Origin of the sequence: Mesorhizobium sp. WSM4983, assembly GCF_029625765.1 — a bacterium.
GTDB lineage: Bacteria > Pseudomonadota > Alphaproteobacteria > Rhizobiales > Rhizobiaceae > Mesorhizobium.
Map to the genome: position 1 here is coordinate 138,892 of NZ_JARTVM010000010.1, position 16,069 is coordinate 154,960.

17 protein-coding genes are annotated in these 16,069 nt (G+C 64.5%); all 17 read left to right on the top strand.

The genetic code is table 11. The features are described from left to right. The first annotated feature begins 12 nt into the window (after positions 1-12). Positions 13-777 carry an SDR family oxidoreductase gene (locus P9254_RS23400; RefSeq protein ID WP_278055424.1) on the top strand — a complete coding sequence of 255 codons (765 nt, stop codon included), beginning with the start codon at positions 13-15 and terminating at the stop codon, positions 775-777. A 12-nt stretch (positions 778-789) separates the two neighbouring features. Beyond that, on the top strand, positions 790-1,575 hold the full coding sequence (locus tag P9254_RS23405; RefSeq protein ID WP_278057181.1) for a glucose 1-dehydrogenase: 786 nt from the start codon (positions 790-792) through the stop codon (positions 1,573-1,575). Positions 1,576-1,762: 187 nt separating this feature from the next. Beyond that, entirely contained in the window at positions 1,763-2,494 is a 732-nt protein-coding gene (locus P9254_RS23410; RefSeq protein ID WP_067327766.1) for a helix-turn-helix domain-containing protein, read from the top strand. 300 nt (positions 2,495-2,794) lie between these two features. Next, positions 2,795-3,082, top strand: a complete 288-nt coding sequence (locus tag P9254_RS23415; protein WP_066988933.1) for a hypothetical protein — start codon at positions 2,795-2,797, stop codon at positions 3,080-3,082. An 11-nt stretch (positions 3,083-3,093) separates the two neighbouring features. After that, positions 3,094-3,471 (top strand): hypothetical protein, encoded by a 378-nt coding sequence (locus P9254_RS23420; protein WP_067327765.1) that lies wholly within the window; start codon positions 3,094-3,096, stop codon positions 3,469-3,471. Positions 3,472-3,486: 15 nt separating this feature from the next. Continuing rightward, positions 3,487-3,648 carry a hypothetical protein gene (locus P9254_RS23425; RefSeq protein ID WP_082953998.1) on the top strand — a complete coding sequence of 54 codons (162 nt, stop codon included), beginning with the start codon at positions 3,487-3,489 and terminating at the stop codon, positions 3,646-3,648. 14 nt (positions 3,649-3,662) lie between these two features. Then, on the top strand, positions 3,663-5,066 hold the full coding sequence (locus P9254_RS23430; protein ID WP_066988937.1) for an APC family permease: 1,404 nt from the start codon (positions 3,663-3,665) through the stop codon (positions 5,064-5,066). 45 nt (positions 5,067-5,111) lie between these two features. After that, positions 5,112-5,801 (top strand): hypothetical protein, encoded by a 690-nt coding sequence (locus P9254_RS23435; protein ID WP_278057182.1) that lies wholly within the window; start codon positions 5,112-5,114, stop codon positions 5,799-5,801. Beyond that, a complete protein-coding gene (locus P9254_RS23440) occupies positions 5,798-6,127 on the top strand; it encodes a hypothetical protein (RefSeq protein ID WP_127214936.1) in 330 nt (109 codons plus the stop codon). Before P9254_RS23435 ends, P9254_RS23440 begins: the two co-directional genes overlap by 4 nt. A gap of 84 nt (positions 6,128-6,211) precedes the next feature. Then, a complete protein-coding gene (locus tag P9254_RS23445; RefSeq protein ID WP_278057183.1) occupies positions 6,212-7,108 on the top strand; it encodes a class II glutamine amidotransferase in 897 nt (298 codons plus the stop codon). A 4-nt stretch (positions 7,109-7,112) separates the two neighbouring features. Beyond that, a complete protein-coding gene (locus P9254_RS23450) occupies positions 7,113-7,844 on the top strand; it encodes a GXGXG domain-containing protein (protein WP_067327760.1) in 732 nt (243 codons plus the stop codon). 6 nt (positions 7,845-7,850) lie between these two features. After that, a complete protein-coding gene (locus tag P9254_RS23455) occupies positions 7,851-9,179 on the top strand; it encodes an FMN-binding glutamate synthase family protein (protein ID WP_066988947.1) in 1,329 nt (442 codons plus the stop codon). A 37-nt stretch (positions 9,180-9,216) separates the two neighbouring features. Next, positions 9,217-10,524 carry a type III glutamate--ammonia ligase gene (glnT, locus tag P9254_RS23460; RefSeq protein ID WP_066988949.1) on the top strand — a complete coding sequence of 436 codons (1,308 nt, stop codon included), beginning with the start codon at positions 9,217-9,219 and terminating at the stop codon, positions 10,522-10,524. Positions 10,525-10,594: 70 nt separating this feature from the next. Further along, entirely contained in the window at positions 10,595-11,848 is a 1,254-nt protein-coding gene (locus P9254_RS23465; protein ID WP_278057184.1) for a sarcosine oxidase subunit beta family protein, read from the top strand. 10 nt (positions 11,849-11,858) lie between these two features. Then, positions 11,859-12,134, top strand: a complete 276-nt coding sequence (locus P9254_RS23470) for a sarcosine oxidase subunit delta (protein ID WP_127246475.1) — start codon at positions 11,859-11,861, stop codon at positions 12,132-12,134. 210 nt (positions 12,135-12,344) lie between these two features. Further along, positions 12,345-15,350, top strand: coding sequence for a sarcosine oxidase subunit alpha (locus tag P9254_RS23475; protein WP_278057185.1), 3,006 nt, complete (start codon positions 12,345-12,347; stop codon positions 15,348-15,350). Next, positions 15,343-15,969, top strand: coding sequence for a sarcosine oxidase subunit gamma (locus tag P9254_RS23480; protein ID WP_127246477.1), 627 nt, complete (start codon positions 15,343-15,345; stop codon positions 15,967-15,969). Before P9254_RS23475 ends, P9254_RS23480 begins: the two co-directional genes overlap by 8 nt. Positions 15,970-16,069 lie beyond the last annotated feature (100 nt).

The following is a 16,069-nucleotide window of genomic DNA, read 5'->3' on the forward strand; positions in this document are numbered from 1 at the left end:
AGAGGGAGAAAGATGAAACTGTTCGATATTGATGGCGACGTGGCGCTGGTGACGGGCGCCGGCAGCGGCATCGGTCAAGCGATCGCCATCGGTCTGGCGGAAGCCGGCGCCGATGTCGCCTGTTTCGGCCACAGCTCGAAGGGCGGGCTGGAAGACACGGCCGACAAGATCAGGGCGCTCGGCCGCAAGGCGCTGGTGCTGACCGGAACTGTCACATCGCAGAGCGATCTCGCGGCAGCGGTCGAACGCGTCGAAAAGGAACTCGGCGCGCTGACGATCGCGGTCAACAATGCCGGCGTCGCCGGTGCCGAACCCGCCGAGACGCTGCCGATGGAGAAGTGGCAGAAGCTCTACGACGTCAATGTCAGCGGCGTGTTCCTGTCCTGCCAGGCCGAGGCGCGCGTCATGCTGCCCCGGCGCAAAGGCTCGATCATCAACATCGCCTCGATGTCCGGCTCGATCGTCAACCGCGGCCTGACGCAGGCGCACTATAATTCGTCCAAGGCGGCGGTGATCCACATGTCGAAGAGCCTCGCCATGGAGTGGGCCGATCGCGGCCTGCGCGTCAATGTGGTGAGCCCCGGCTACACGCTGACGCCGATGAACAAGCGGCCGGAGGTCGCCGAGCAGGTCAAAATCTTCGAGCGCGACACGCCGATGGGCCGCATGGCGACGCCTGAGGAAATGGTCGGGCCGACCGTGTTCCTGGCGAGCCGGGCCGCGAGTTTCGTCACCGGCATCGACCTCATCGTCGATGGCGGCTTCGTCTGCTGGTAGGAGAAAGGAAAAGTGCAGAAGCGTTTCGAAGGAAAGACGGCAATCGTCACAGGCGCCAGCGGCGGCATCGGTGCGGCCATGGCGAAGCGTTTCGCGGCGGAAGGTGCTGCGGTTGTGATCAGCGCCATTGATCCGCGCGTCGACGAGGTCGCCGCCGGCCTGAAGGCTGCGGGCGCGAAGGTCGCCTCGATGCGCATGGACGTGACGAAGAAGGACGAGGTCGAAGCGCTTTACGATCTCGCGGAGAATGAATTCGGTCGGGTCGACATTTCGGTGCAGAACGCCGGCGTCATCACCATCGCCAAAATCGAGGCGATGACGGAATCCGAGTGGGACAAGGTGATGGCGGTGAACACGAAAGGCGTGTTCCTGTGCTGCCAGGAAGCGATCGCGCGCATGCGCAAGCACGGCCAAGGCGGCCGGCTGATCAATACCGCGTCCGGCCAGGCGCGGCAGGGTTTCATCTACACGCCGCATTACGCCGCGTCGAAGTTCGGGGTTGTCGGCATCACGCAGAGCCTGGCCAAGGAAGTGGCCAAGGAAAAGATCACCGTCAACGCCATCTGCCCCGGCATCATCAACACCGACATGTGGGCCTATAACGACACCGCATGGGGCAAGCTGCTCGGCGACTACAAGCCGGGCGAGCTGATGGCGGAATGGGTGAAGAACATCCCGATGGGCCGCGCCGGCAGCGGCGAAGACGTCTCGGGCCTCGTCAGCTTTCTCGCCAGCGATGACGCGGCCTACATCACTGGACAGACCATCAATGTCGACGGCGGCCTGATCATGTCGTGAGAAGGCCTGCGATGCGTTGAGTGACCGCGGCGCCAGCCTCACTGCGACCCAGGCAGCCGGGTCGCGACAGCCGATTTCATCGCCGGTTCTGCGACATAAGACGGCTTGCCGCCGTGATTGCGCTCCTGTATCGCCACCGAATATGTTCACCTCGAGTGAAATAAATCGGCGGAAAGTTGAGGGCGCCATGGCGAAGAAGACGACCGACACCAAGCCTTCCAGCGCTAGCGCCCAAGCCAAGCCGTTGCCGAAGAGCGTCTCGGCGGACGGGCGAACCGTGCGAACCATCCGCGCGCCGCTGACGCAGAATCCGCACGCCGTCCGCGACACGCGCGAGAAAGTGCTGGAGGTGGCGATCGGCCATGAGGTGCGCGCCTTCCGCAAGAAGCTCGGCATCACCGTCGCCGATCTCGCGGCCGCCACCGACATTTCATTGGGCATGCTGTCGAAGATCGAGAACGGCATCACCTCGCCGTCGCTAACCACGCTGCAGGCGCTGTCGCGGGCGCTCGGCGTGCCGGTCACCGCCTTCTTCCGCCGCTTCGAGGAAGAGCGCGCCGCCGTCTTCGTCAAGGCCGGCGAAGGCGTCGACGTCGAGCGGCGCGGCACACGCGCCGGCCACCAGTACAATCTGCTTGGCCATATCGGCGCCAACACCAGCGGCGTGGTCGTCGAGCCCTATCTGATCACGCTGACCGAGGACTCCGACGTGTTCCCGACTTTCCAGCATGCAGGGATGGAGTTCCTCTATATGCTCGAGGGCGAGGTCGTATACCGGCACGGCAGCAATCTCTATCCGATGAAGCCAGGTGACAGCCTGTTCTTCGACGCCGATGCGCCGCATGGGCCGGAAGAACTGACACAGCTGCCGATGCGCTATCTCTCCATCATCTGCTATCCGCAGAACAGCACGACCTGACCAACCCGAACCCGGACATCGTTCGGTGACGCATTCGTCGAAGGTCCGACCTCGCGAAGCATTTCCGTGGCATTTCCACCAGCTCGTGCCGGCGCTGTGCCGTCCGCGGCAATTTTCCTGCAGGCAAATAGTTTTATCCACAGGCAATCCTGCGGCGGACCCCCAAACCGTTTACCGAACGGAAAACCGGCTTGACAACTTCGCGGTTCGGGCAGAACTTATGAAAAAAATTTCACTCTGTTGAAAGAGTGGACGCCCGGTCGATTGCGGGGCCGGACGTCGAGAAAAGGGGAAAAACCGATGTCCGATCTCAAGCAGCGCATCGAAGCGCTGTACCGTTCCGACGTGCGCGGATCCGTGCTCCTGATCGTCTGCCTTTGGGCGACGATCCTCTTCGTCCTCTTGATGACCTGGGCCTACATCCCCGACAGCGGGATCAAGCTCGTGGTGGTGATCGCCGCGGCCGCGGTGCTGATCTTCAACACCGCCGCCATCCTGGCGATGCTCAACCACTACAAGGAAGACAAGGATTTCATCTACGGCCTCGACATCAAGAACGCCGATGCGTTCCGCAACCGCCAGTCCTGAAGGGAGAAAGCATGTCCCGCTACATTCCGCCGGAGCAGAGCAAGGCCGGTCAGGTCTTCGACATCGCCGTCGTCGTCGTCGCCATTTTCGTGGCGCTTTGGTTGCCGCTGAAACTCGGCCTCGCGGGTGCTGCGAAATCGATCGACGTGCTCGACGCCAAGACCTGGGAAGCGCTCGGCCAGAACGCGACCATGGCCTCGATCTGGGAAAAGCTCGGCTACACGCCGGAGACCGCCCACGACATCATCCAGAACCGCTTCCACTACATCATCGACTGGCCGACGCTGATCATCATGGCGGTGGTGCTGATCGCCTATTTCGTCTTCCTGTTCCGCGCCTCCGATCGCGAATATCGCGAGGTGATCAACGAGAAGTTCGACGGCAAGTAACCCGGGGACACGATCATGTGGATGACAGTCTCTTACGCATGCTGGGGCATCTCGATCCTGCTCGCGCTGTGGATGCTCTACGACTGGTTCAAAGTCGACACGACCTATTCCGAGGAGACGCTGACCTCCTCGCGCGAAGGCGAGCTTGAAGCCGTCTCCGAAAAGCACCGGATCTGAGTGGAGCCTCACCAATGACAGTCGCGGTTGAAACGAGAGAAACGGTGGTCCACGGCGACCGCGTCTCGCTGCTACGCGTGCTCGGCCCCGCCCATGTCTGGGCGCTCGGCGTCGGCATCGTGCTGGTCGGCGAGTTCACCGGCTGGAATTTTGCCGCCGACAAGGGCGGCGCACTCGCCGCGCTGATCGTCTGCTGGGTCGTCGGACTGCTCTACACCTCGGTCGCGATGATCGATTCGGAAGTGACGTCGACGGTCGCCGCCGCCGGCGGCCAGTACGCGCAGGCCAAGCACATCGTCGGGCCACTGATGGCTTTCAACGTCGCGCTGTTCCTGGTCTTTGCCTACACGATGCTCGAAGTCTCGGATGCGATCCTGCTCGGCGACACCATCGTTGCCAAAGCAGGTGTCGAGGGATTGACCCACAATTCCTTCATCGCCGCCACCATCGTCGTGCTGGCATGGCTCAACTATCGCGGCGTGCTGATGACGCTCAACGTCAACTTCGTCATCACGGCGATCGCCTATATCTCGATCGTCATCCTGTTCTTTTCGGTCAGTCCATGGACGCAAGGGGCGGTGCTGAAGCTCAACGAACTGGTCACTCCCGGCAACGCGCTGCCCTATGGCTGGATCGGCGTGATCGCCGCCTTCCAGTTCGGCATCTGGTACTATCTCGGCATCGAGGGCACCACGCAAGCGGCCGAGGAAGTGCGCTCGCCGGCGCGTTCCCTGCCCTACGGCACGATGGCCGGCATGATCACGCTTCTGATCGCCGCCGCCATGACCTGGTATGTCTGCGCCTCGCTGATGCCGTGGGAATATCTCGGCATCACCTATTATCCGCTCTGGGACGCCGGCAAGCTGACCGGCAGCCCGCTGCTCGAGAACCTGCTCTTCATCGCGACGCTGCTTGCAGCCCTTGCCTCGGCCAATGGCTGCATCAATGACGCCGCCCGCGCCTGGTTCTCGCTCGGCCGCGACCGCTACCTGCCGAGCTGGTTCTCGGCGGTGCATCCGAAGTATCGCACGCCCTATCGGTCGATCCTGTTCCTGCTGCCGATCGCGCTGGCCTTCGCCTTCATCGCCGATCTCAACCAGGCGATCACCTTCTCGATCCTGTCGGGCGTGCTGCAATACACCTTCATGAGCATCAACATCATGATGTTCCGCAAGAAGTGGCCGCTCGGCTCGATCCGCCGTGGCTACACGCATCCCTTCCATCCGCTGCCGGCGATCGTGCTGTTCTGCCTGTGCGTGGTGACCTTCTTCGCCATCTTCCTCGGCTTCGGCTCGCAGCTGATCGCGATGATCGCCTTCTACTTCCTGATCTCGCTGTGGTTCCACTTCTACCGCTACAAGTTCGTGCGCCGCGGCGACCAGTTCACCATGCCCTGGCCGAAGCCGCAGGGCTATTGAACGGAAAAAGACCCGCCGCCTGGCGGCGGATCTTGGCGTGTCGAGATGTCTGAGTTGACGTCAATCTTGTTTGCCGGGGCGATCGTATTTGCGGTCGTCCTTCACCTTGCCTGGCTTGCGCGCTCCAGCCGCAACAGGGCCAGGGCGGCGCTCGCCGACGACGAGGCCGCCATCCGCGCCGTTATTCGCGACGCGATCGACGTCTCCGACGGCACGGCCGGCGTCGCTACCTGGGCGGGTTCGCACAAGGGCGAGCGAGCGCAGGTGCGTACCATCGTTGACACGCTCGCGACCAGAAAGCTTCCCGCGCGCTGGCTCAGCGTGTCGATCACCGAGCCGGTGGCGGTGCCGGGCGTTTTCGACATGATGATGCGGCCGGGATCGCCGACGAGCTTCTCCAATTTCGACCATCTCGAACACACGCTGCCGAAGACGGCGGCGTTCCCCGACGAGGCGGTGCTGCGGACAGACCGCAAAGGCATCGTCTTCCCGCAGGAGGTGATCGCCGCGCATGCCGGGATATTCGGCGAAAGCCGCGCCAAGGAATTGCTGATCACGCCGAAGGGCGTGCGCATCGTGTGGCTGCTGGCCCAGGCCGATCGGGCGCGCTACGGTGTGTTCCGGCAAGCCGCTTTCGGCGACGCGAGGCTCGATCCGACATTGATCGAAAAACTGCTCGAAGCCGCATCCTCGATTCGCGACGCGATCAACCAGTGCGAAAGGCAGGCCGCATGAGCAACGCCACCGAACCCGCCGCCCGGCCTTCGAACCCTTATTTTGTCCTGGCCTCCGCGATCGTCCTGCCGGGCAGCGGACATGTCATGCTCGGCTTGCCGGCGCGGGGCCTGCAGTTCCTGTTCTTCATGGTGATCCTCGGCTGGGTCACAACCAAGGTGGCGCCGGCGGATGCCAGCTTCATCGGTCGCCATGCCGGCGGGTTCCTGATCTATGCGCTGTCGATCCTCGATGCCTACACGATAGCGCGCGTTCGCCACGCGATATGGGCCCACGGCCATCCCGACGGCGACAACGCTACAGGCGGCGCGAGAACGGAAATATAATCAGAGGAAAATTTCTTTCATGCCATTGAATTCGCGGATTTCATTCGGTACACCATTTGGAAGCCACAAACGTCGGAGGCTGACATGTGCGGAATCGTCGGACTTTTCCTCAAGGACAAGACGCTGGAGCCGAAGCTCGGCGCGATGCTGTCGGAGATGCTTATCTCGCTCAGCGACCGCGGTCCGGACAGCGCCGGCATCGCCATCTATGGCGCGGCGACCGGCAACGAGGCTAAGATCACCGTGCAGTCGCCGAAGCCCGAGCGCGATTTCCGCCGCCTCGACGTCGAGCTCGCCAAGGCGGTCGGCGCGCCGGTGAGCGTCGCGGTGAAGTCGACGCATGCGGTTATCCGCACCACGCCCGACAAGGTCGACGCCGCGCGTGAGGCGCTGCAGTCGCTTCGGCCCGATATCCGCATCATGGGCGCCGGCGAAGCAGTCGAGATCTACAAGGAAGTCGGCCTGCCGGAAGCCGTCGTCGATCGCTTCGACGTGCGCTCGATGACCGGCACGCATGGCATCGGCCACACCCGCATGGCGACGGAGTCGGCGGTCACTACGATGGGCGCGCATCCCTTCTCGACCGGCGCCGACCAGTGCCTGGTGCACAACGGTTCGCTCTCCAACCACAACAATGTCCGCCGCGAGCTGGTGCGTGAAGGCATGACCTTCGAGACGGAGAATGATACGGAAGTGGCGGCCGCCTATCTCTCCAACAGGATGGCGCATGGCAAGAATCTCGGCGAAGCGCTCGAAGGCACGCTCTCCGACCTCGACGGCTTTTTCACCTTCGTCGTCGGGACCAAGAACGGCTTCGGCGTTGTGCGCGATCCGATCGCCTGCAAGCCGGCCGTGATGGCCGAGACCGACCAGTATGTCGCGTTTGGCTCGGAATATCGCGCGCTCACAAAATTGCCCGGCATAGACAATGCGAGGGTCTGGGAGCCGGAGCCCGCAACGGTCTATTTCTGGGAGCATTGAGTTCATGCCTGCAACACCCATGCCGAAGGCGCAGCGCGAGCAAGGCCATGCGAGGGTCTTCGACCTCGCAGAACAGTCGCTGCGCGAGCTGAACCAGGCGCTTCATCAGCTGACCCCCGGCTCGAACGAGACCGCTTGGGAAGTGCTCAACCCGAAAGGCAGCCATTCGGTCGCCGTCGGCGTCGACCAGCCGATCAGCATCGATGTGCGCGGCAGCGTCGGCTATTACTGCGCCGGCATGAATGATGGTGCCGCGATCACCGTGCATGGCTCGGCCGGCCCCGGCGTCGGCGAGAACATGATGTCCGGCTCGATCGTGGTCAAAGGCGATGCCAGCCAGTATGCCGGCGCCACCGGCCGCGGCGGCCTCTTGGTCATCGAGGGCAATGCTTCCTCGCGCTGCGGCATCTCGATGAAGGGCATCGATATCGTCGTGCACGGCAATATCGGCCACATGTCGGCCTTCATGGCGCAGTCCGGTAATCTGGTGGTGCTGGGCGATGCCGGCGACGCCCTGGGCGATTCCATCTATGAGGCGCGGCTCTTCGTGCGCGGCAAGGTCGAAAGCCTGGGTGCCGACTGCATCGCCAAGGAGATGCGGCCCGAGCATATCGAACTGCTGCAGGGCCTGCTCGACAAGGCCGGCGTCACCGACGTCGAAGCTTCGGAGTTCAAGCGCTACGGCTCGGCCCGGAAGCTCTACAATTTCAATATCGACAACGCCGACGCGTATTGAGGCAAGATGACCTACCGCAACCCGCCGACGACGCCACGCAAGTCCGCGACCTTCGACGACTACACGCTTTCCGAAATACGCCGCGCGGCCGCGACCGGCATCTATGACATCCGCGGGGCCGGCGCCAAGCGCAAGCTGCCGCATTTCGACGACCTCCTGTTCCTCGGCGCCTCGATCTCGCGCTATCCGCTTGAAGGCTATAGGGAGCGCTGCGACACCAGCGTGGTGCTGGGCTCGCGCCACGCCAAAAAGCCGATCGAGCTGAAGATCCCGATCACCATCGCCGGCATGAGCTTCGGCTCGCTCTCCGGTCCGGCCAAGGAAGCGCTCGGCCGAGGCGCGACGCTTTCCGGCACCTCGACCACTACCGGCGACGGCGGCATGACCGAGGAAGAGCGCGGCCATTCGAAGACGCTGGTCTACCAATACCTGCCGTCGCGCTACGGCATGAACCCGCGTGACCTGCGCCGTGCCGACGCGATCGAAGTTGTCGTCGGACAGGGCGCCAAGCCCGGCGGCGGCGGCATGCTGCTGGGACAGAAGATCTCCGACCGCGTCGCCGAGATGCGCACGCTGCCCAAGGGCATCGACCAGCGCTCGGCCTCGCGCCATCCCGACTGGACCGGCCCGGACGATCTTGAGATCAAGATCCTGGAGCTGCGCGAGATCACCGACTGGGAGAAGCCGATCTACGTCAAGGTCGGGGGCGCCCGTCCTTATTACGACACCGCGCTTGCGGTGAAGGCCGGCGCCGACGTCGTCGTGGTCGACGGCATGCAGGGCGGCACCGCCGCGACCCAGGAAGTATTCATCGAGAACGTCGGTCAGCCGACGCTCGCCTGCATCAGGCCGGCGGTGCAGGCGCTGCAGGACCTCGGCATGCACCGCAAGGTGCAGCTGATCGTCTCCGGCGGCATCCGCAACGGCGCCGATGTCGCCAAGGCGCTGGCGCTCGGCGTCGACGCGGTGTCGATCGGCACCGCCGCACTCGTGGCGCTTGGCGACAACGACCCGCGCTGGGAGACGGATTACAACGCGCTCGGCACCACGGCCGGCGCCTATGACGACTGGCACGAAGGCAAGGACCCGGCCGGCATCACCACGCAGGATCCCGAGTTGATGAAGCGCGTCGATCCGATCGCCGCCGGTCGGCGGCTCGCCAACTACTTGAAGGTGATGACGCTCGAGGCTCAAACCATTGCCCGCGCCTGCGGCAAGAACAGCCTGCACAATCTCGAGCCCGAGGACCTGGTCGCGCTCAGCATCGAAGCAGCCGCCATGGCCGGCGTGCCGCTTGCCGGCACCAACTGGATACCGGGGAAGAACGGCTTCTAGGACACACCATCCAGGACCACATAAGCGAGGAACTATAATGGGGAACGATCTCGCCGCATTCGCCAAGGAGAACGGCGTCAAATACTTCATGATCTCCTACACCGACCTGTTCGGCGGGCAGCGTGCCAAGCTGGTGCCGGCGCAGGCGATCGCCGACATGCAGAAGGACGGCGCCGGATTTGCCGGCTTCGCCACGTGGCTCGATCTCACGCCGGCGCACCCCGACATGCTGGCGGTGCCGGATCCGGATTCGGTGATCCAGCTGCCGTGGAAGCCGGAGGTAGCCTGGGTGGCGGCCACGTGCGTGATGGACGACAAGCTCGTCGACCAGGCGCCGCGCAACACGTTGAAGCGGCTGATCGAAGAGGCCGCCCGCGACGGCATGCATGTCAAGACCGGCATCGAGGCCGAGTTCTTCCTGATCTCGCCGGACGGCAGCGCTATCTCCGACCAGTACGACACGGCGTCGAAACCCTGCTACGACCAGCAAGCGGTGATGCGTCGCTACGACGTGATCGCCGAGATCTGCGACCATATGCTGGCGCTGGGCTGGGGTCCGTACCAGAACGACCATGAGGACGCCAACGGCCAGTTCGAAATGAACTGGACCTTCGATCACGCGCTGGCGACCGCCGACAAGCACTCTTTCTTCAAGTTTATGGTCAAGTCAGTTGCGGAAAAGCATGGGCTGCGCGCGACTTTCATGCCCAAGCCCTTCCAGGGCCTGACCGGCAATGGCTGCCATGCGCACATCTCGGTGTGGGACGAGACCGGCAAGACCAATGTCTTCGCCGACAATTCGGAGGAGCTCGGCCTGTCCGCCAAGGGCAGGAACTTCCTCGGCGGCATCATGAAGCATGCTTCGGCACTTGCCGCGATCACCAATCCGACGGTCAACTCCTACAAGCGCATCAACGCGCCGCGCACCATTTCGGGCGCCACCTGGGCGCCAAACACGGTGACCTGGACCGGTAACAACCGTACCCACATGGTGCGCGTGCCGGGACCGGGCCGCTTCGAGCTGCGTCTGCCGGACGGCGCCGCCAATCCCTATTTGCTGCAGGCAGTGATCATCGCTGCCGGCCTCGACGGCATCCGCTCGAAGGCCGATCCCGGCAAGCGCTACGACATCGACATGTACCAGTTCGGTCATACCGTGACGGATGCGCCGAAACTGCCGCTCAACCTGCTCGATGCGCTGCGTGAGTTCGACAAGGACAAATCGCTGAAGGCGGCGCTGGGTGAGGAATTTTCGTCGGCATATCTAAAGCTGAAGCAACAGGAATGGAATTCCTATGCTTCGCACTTCACGCAGTGGGAGCGCGACCACACGTTGGACATCTAAAGCCCGTCGGCCGTGCAATCCGATGCGATAGAGAAGAGTCGGCGTGGGCGAGCGGCCTCGGAATGATTTCATGAAATACTCGATCTTCTCGCTCGCCCGTGCCGCCCTCTCCGGCCACAAGACCTGGAAGCCGACCTGGCGAGATGCGGCTCCGAAGGATCGCTACGACGTGGTGATCATCGGCGGTGGCGGGCACGGGCTGGCGACCGCCTGGTTCCTCGCCAACGAGTTTGGCATCCGCAACGTCGCCGTGCTGGAGAAGGGCTGGATCGGCTCCGGCAGTGCCGGCCGCAACACCACCATCATCCGCTCCAACTACGGCCTGCCCGGCAACACCGGCTTCTATGAACTGTCGATGAAGCTGTGGGAGCGGATGGAGCAGGATTTGAACTACAACGCGATGGTCAGCCAGCGCGGCGTCATCAACCTCTACCATTCCGACGCGCAGCGCGACGCCTTTGCCCGACGCGGCAACACCATGCGCCTCAACGGCATCGATGCCGAGCTGCTCGACCAGGCGGCGCTCAGGAAAATGATGCCGTTCCTGAACTTCGACAATGCGCGCTTCCCGGTGCAGGGCGGGCTCTTACAGCGGCGCGGCGGCACGGCGCGTCATGATGCCGTGGTGTGGGGCTACGCGCACGCGGCGAGCGAGCTCGGCGTCGACATCATCCAGAACTGCGAAGTCACCGGCTTCATGCGCGACACCAACGGCAAAGTGACCGGCGTCGAGACCTCGCGCGGCCGGATCGGCGCCGGCAAGGTCGGCATGGCGGTCGCGGGCTCCTCATCGCGCGTGGCGGCAATGGCCGGACTGCGCCTGCCGATCGAGAGCCATGTGCTGCAGGCCTTCGTCTCCGAAGCGATCAAGCCGCTCCTGCCCAACGTCATGACCTTCGGCGCCGGGCATTTCTATGTCAGCCAGTCGGACAAGGGCGGACTGGTCTTCGGCGGCGACATCGACGGCTACAACTCCTATGCCCAGCGCGGCAATCTGCCTGTCGTGGAGGATGTCTGCGGAGGCGGCATGGCGCTGATCCCGATGATCGGCCGCGTGCGGCTCCTGCGCCAATGGGGCGGCATCATGGACATGTCGATGGACGGCTCGCCGATCATCGACAAGAGCCCGGTCGACGGCCTCTATCTCAATGCCGGCTGGTGCTATGGCGGCTTCAAGGCGACGCCTGGCTCCGGCTTCGTCTTTGCTCATCTCATCGCCCGCGATCAATCGCACAAGGAAGCCGCCCGCTTCCGCCTCGACCGGTTCCAGCGCGGCGCCATGATTGACGAGAAGGGCCAGGGCGCCCAACCGAACCTCCATTGAAGACCCGACCATGCGCATAGTCTGTCCCTTCTGCGGCGAACGCGAACTCGGCGAGTTCACCTATCTCGGCGACGCCAAGCCGCAGCGCCCGCCTGCCGATGCCGGTGAAGACGCCGTCTACGACTACGTCTACCTGCGCGACAACATCGCCGGTGTGATGAGCGAGCATTGGTATCACGGCGGCGGCTGCCGGGCCTGGCTGAAGGTCACGCGCAACACGCTGACGCATGAGATTTCTTTGGTTGAGGCCGCCGCCGGCGTTGGAGCGAGGCAGGGTGCGAAATGAGTCTCACGCTCCAGGTCGGCGCCGCCCCTCACCTGCCTGCCGGCATCCTCTCCCCGTATAGTGACGGGGAGAGGGGCGCTCTCGCCAACAGTTTCGCCAATCGCCAGCGTTGCAAGATAAGAGCCGGCATCGGGGCCAGCCCACTTCTCCCCGTCTCTATACGGGGAGAAGTGCCCGGCAGGGCGATGAGGGGCAGCGCTGCCCTTCACCATGATATCGAACCGAGAGGGTGACATCGTGACCTCTCATGCCAATCGCCTCTCAACTGGCGGCCTTATCGACCGCTCGACGCCGCTGACCTTCCGCTTCGACGGTAAGACACTCTCCGGCTTCCAGGGCGATACGCTTGCCTCGGCGCTCGTCGCCAACGGCGTCAAGCTGGTCGGCCGCTCGTTCAAATATCACCGCCCGCGCGGCATCCTGACGGCGGGTTCGGAAGAGCCCAACGCGCTGGTCGAGCTGCGCAGCGGCGCAAGGCGCGAGCCGAACACCAAGGCAACGACCGCCGAGCTCTATGAAGGGCTCGAGGCCGCCAGCCAGAACCGCTGGCCGTCGCTCGATTTCGACGTCATGGCGGTCAACCAGCTCTTCGCGCCGATTTTCGTCGCCGGCTTCTACTACAAGACCTTCATGTGGCCGGCGAAATTCTGGGAAGCGATCTACGAACCGGCGATCCGTCGCGCCGCCGGCCTCGGCCGCGCGGCGGGCATTCCCGATCCCGATCGCTATGACAAAGCGTGGGCGCATTGCGACGTGGCGATCGCCGGCTCCGGTCCGGCCGGCCTCGCCGCCGCCGTTGCCGCCGCGCGCTGCGGCGCGCGCGTCATCCTGTGCGAGGAGGATTTTGTCCTCGGCGGGCGCTTGCTGGCCGATGGCGGTACGATCGACGGGCTGCCGGCGGCCGAGTGGATTGCCCGTACCCTGGACGAACTCGCGGCGATGCCGGACGTCCGCATCATGACGCGCACGACGCTGTTCGGCGTGTATGACGGCGGTACCTATGGCGCGATCGAGCGCGTCAACGACCATCTATCGGCACCGCCGGAGCATCAGGTGCGGCAGCGGCTTTGGCGTATCGTCGCCAAGCGCTGCGTCGTCGCGGCGGGCGCGATCGAACGTCCCATCGTCTTCGCCGGCAACGATACGCCTGGCGTGATGATGGCCTCCGCCATGCGCAGCTACATCAACCGCTACGCCGCTGCACCGGCGCGACGCATTGCGCTGTTCACCAACAATGAGGATGGCTGGCGCACGGTGGAGGCGGCGATCGCAGCCGGACTGCAGGTCGCTGCGATGATCGATGGGCGGCCAGACGTTTCGCCGGCCCATCGCTCGCTTGCCGGCAAGGGCGGCTTCCCGATTCTCAACGGCTCAGTCAGCGGCGTTGACGGCGGCAAGAGCGGTGTGCGCAAGATTTCCGTATCGCTGACCGGCGGCGCGCGCGCCGAAGTCGAGGCCGACGGGCTTGCCGTCTCCGGCGGCTGGAACCCGGCGGTCGGCCTCACCTCCTATCATCGCGGCCGGCCGAGATGGCGCGACGATATCGCCGCCTTCGTGCCGGACGGCGCGCCGCCCGGCATGGCGGCGGCAGGCGCGGCGAACGGCGCCTTCGGTCTTGGCGCCTGCCTGCGGGAAGGTTTCGAGGCAGGTGCGGCAGCGGCGCGCGATACGGGACGGAGCGGCAACGCCGGATCGGCGCCCCTCGCCGACGACGAGGCCTTTTCGCTGACGCCGCTCTGGCATGTCGCCGGCAAGGGCAAGGCCTTCGTCGACCAGCAGCATGACGTGACGGCGTCCGATGTCGCGCTGGCGCAACGCGAGGGTTTCGAGTCGGTCGAGCATCTGAAGCGCTACACGACGCTCGGCATGGCGACCGACCAGGGCAAGACTTCGAATGTGGCCGGCCTCGCGATCATGGCGGCGGTGAGCGGCAAATCCATTCCCGAAACGGGCACGACCATCTACCGGCCGCCTTATGTGCCGGTCGCCATCGGCGCCTTCGCCGGCCACCACCGCGACGAGAATTTCCATGCGACGCGGCTGACGCCGTCGCATCACTGGGCGGCCGAACAGGGCGCGGTGTTCGTCGACACCGGCCTGTGGAAACGCGCGCAATGGTATCCGTTGCCCGGCGAAAAAGACTGGCTGGAATCGGTCACCCGCGAGGTCAAGGCGGTGCGAAGCGGCGTCGGCTTCTGCGATGTCTCGACGCTGGGCAAGATCGACGTGCACGGCCCGGATGCCGGAGCCTTCCTGGACCGCGTCTATATCAACGCGTTCTCCAGCCTCGCAGTCGGCAAGGCGCGTTATGGACTGATGCTGCGCGAGGACGGTGTCGTCTATGACGACGGCACCACCTCGCGCCTGGCCGAGGACCATTATTTCCTCACAACCACGACCGCCAAGGCCGGGCTGGTGATGCAGCATCTGGAATTCTGCCGCCAGGTCCTATTCCCCGAACTCGACGTGCAGCTGACCTCGGTCTCCGACCAGTGGGCGCAATTCTCCATCGCCGGTCCGAAGACCCGCGATCTGCTGAAGGAGATCGTCGATCCGGCCGAGGACCTGTCGAACGAAGGCTTTCCGTTCATGGGCGCGCGCGAAGTCAAGCTGCGCGGCGGCCTCAAGGCGAGGCTGTTCCGGATCTCCTTCTCCGGCGAGATGGCGTTCGAGATTTCGGTGCCGGCGCGCTACGGCGAGGCTCTGGCGCGCAACCTGCTGATCGCGGGAAAGCCGTTCGGCGTGACGCCTTACGGCACCGAGGCGCTCGGCGTGATGCGCATCGAAAAGGGCCATGTCGCCGGGCCGGAGCTCAACGGCACCACAACGGCTGCCGATCTCGGTCTCGGCAAGATGATGTCGACCAAGAAGGATTTCATCGGCCGCGTCATGGCCGGCCGTGAAGCACTCGTCGCGCCGAACCGGCAGGTGGTCGTCGGCATCAAGCCGACCGACAAGGCGCGCCGCCTACGCTCCGGCGCGCACATCGTTCCCAACGGCGAGACCCCCGGACCAGACAACGACCAGGGCTATGTCACCTCGGTCTGCTTCTCGCCGGTGCTCGACCAGTGGATCGGGCTCGGCCTCGTCGAGCGCGGCCGCGAGCGCATCGGCGAGATCGTGCGCGCGCATGATCCGCTGCGCGGCGAGGAGTACGATGTCGAGCTCTGCAATTCCGTCTTCTACGATCCGGATGGAGCGCGCCAGCGTGGCTGATTTTTCCTGGAACATCCGCAGCCCGCTCGAGCGCGCCCTGGTCGCCGGCCGTTATGGCGCGCCGGGCGAAGCCGGCGTGTCGCTGACCGAGATCCGCAATTTCGACCTCGTTCAGGTGATGGCGCGGCGCGGCAAGGTGGCCGAGACGGTCAATGCCGCGAAGGCTCGCTTCGGCGTCGGCGCGCCGGAAACACCCGAGGCGGTCGACACGGCCGACGCGACGCTGATCTGGTCAGGACCGGACCAGTTCCTGGTGCTGTCGAGAGGCGGCGGGCAAAGGATGGAGACTCTTGCCCGCGTGTTTGCCGGTTTGGCCTCGCTTTCCGATCAATCACATGCGCGCGCGTTGATCAGCGTTTCCGGCGACAAGGCGCGCACGATGCTGGCCAAGCTGTCCTCGATCGACCTGCACCCCGAAATATTCCCGGTCGGCACGGCAGCCGCCACCTCGATCGACCATACCAGCGTGACGCTCTGGCGCGGGAAGAACCGACAAGGCGGCCGGGCCGTGTTCAACCTCTTGCTATTCGCAACCTTCGCCGAGAGCCTGTGGCATACGATGCTCGACTCGGCTGCGGAGTATGGCGTGACGATCGCGCATTCCGAGGAAGTGGCGTAGGCGCCTCGCCGAGCGCGCCGCGGCGGCGAGAGGCGTTCTTTCGATGCGCATCATCCGCCACCGGCTTTCGCCGATGGCGGATGATTCGAGGTTGCCATCT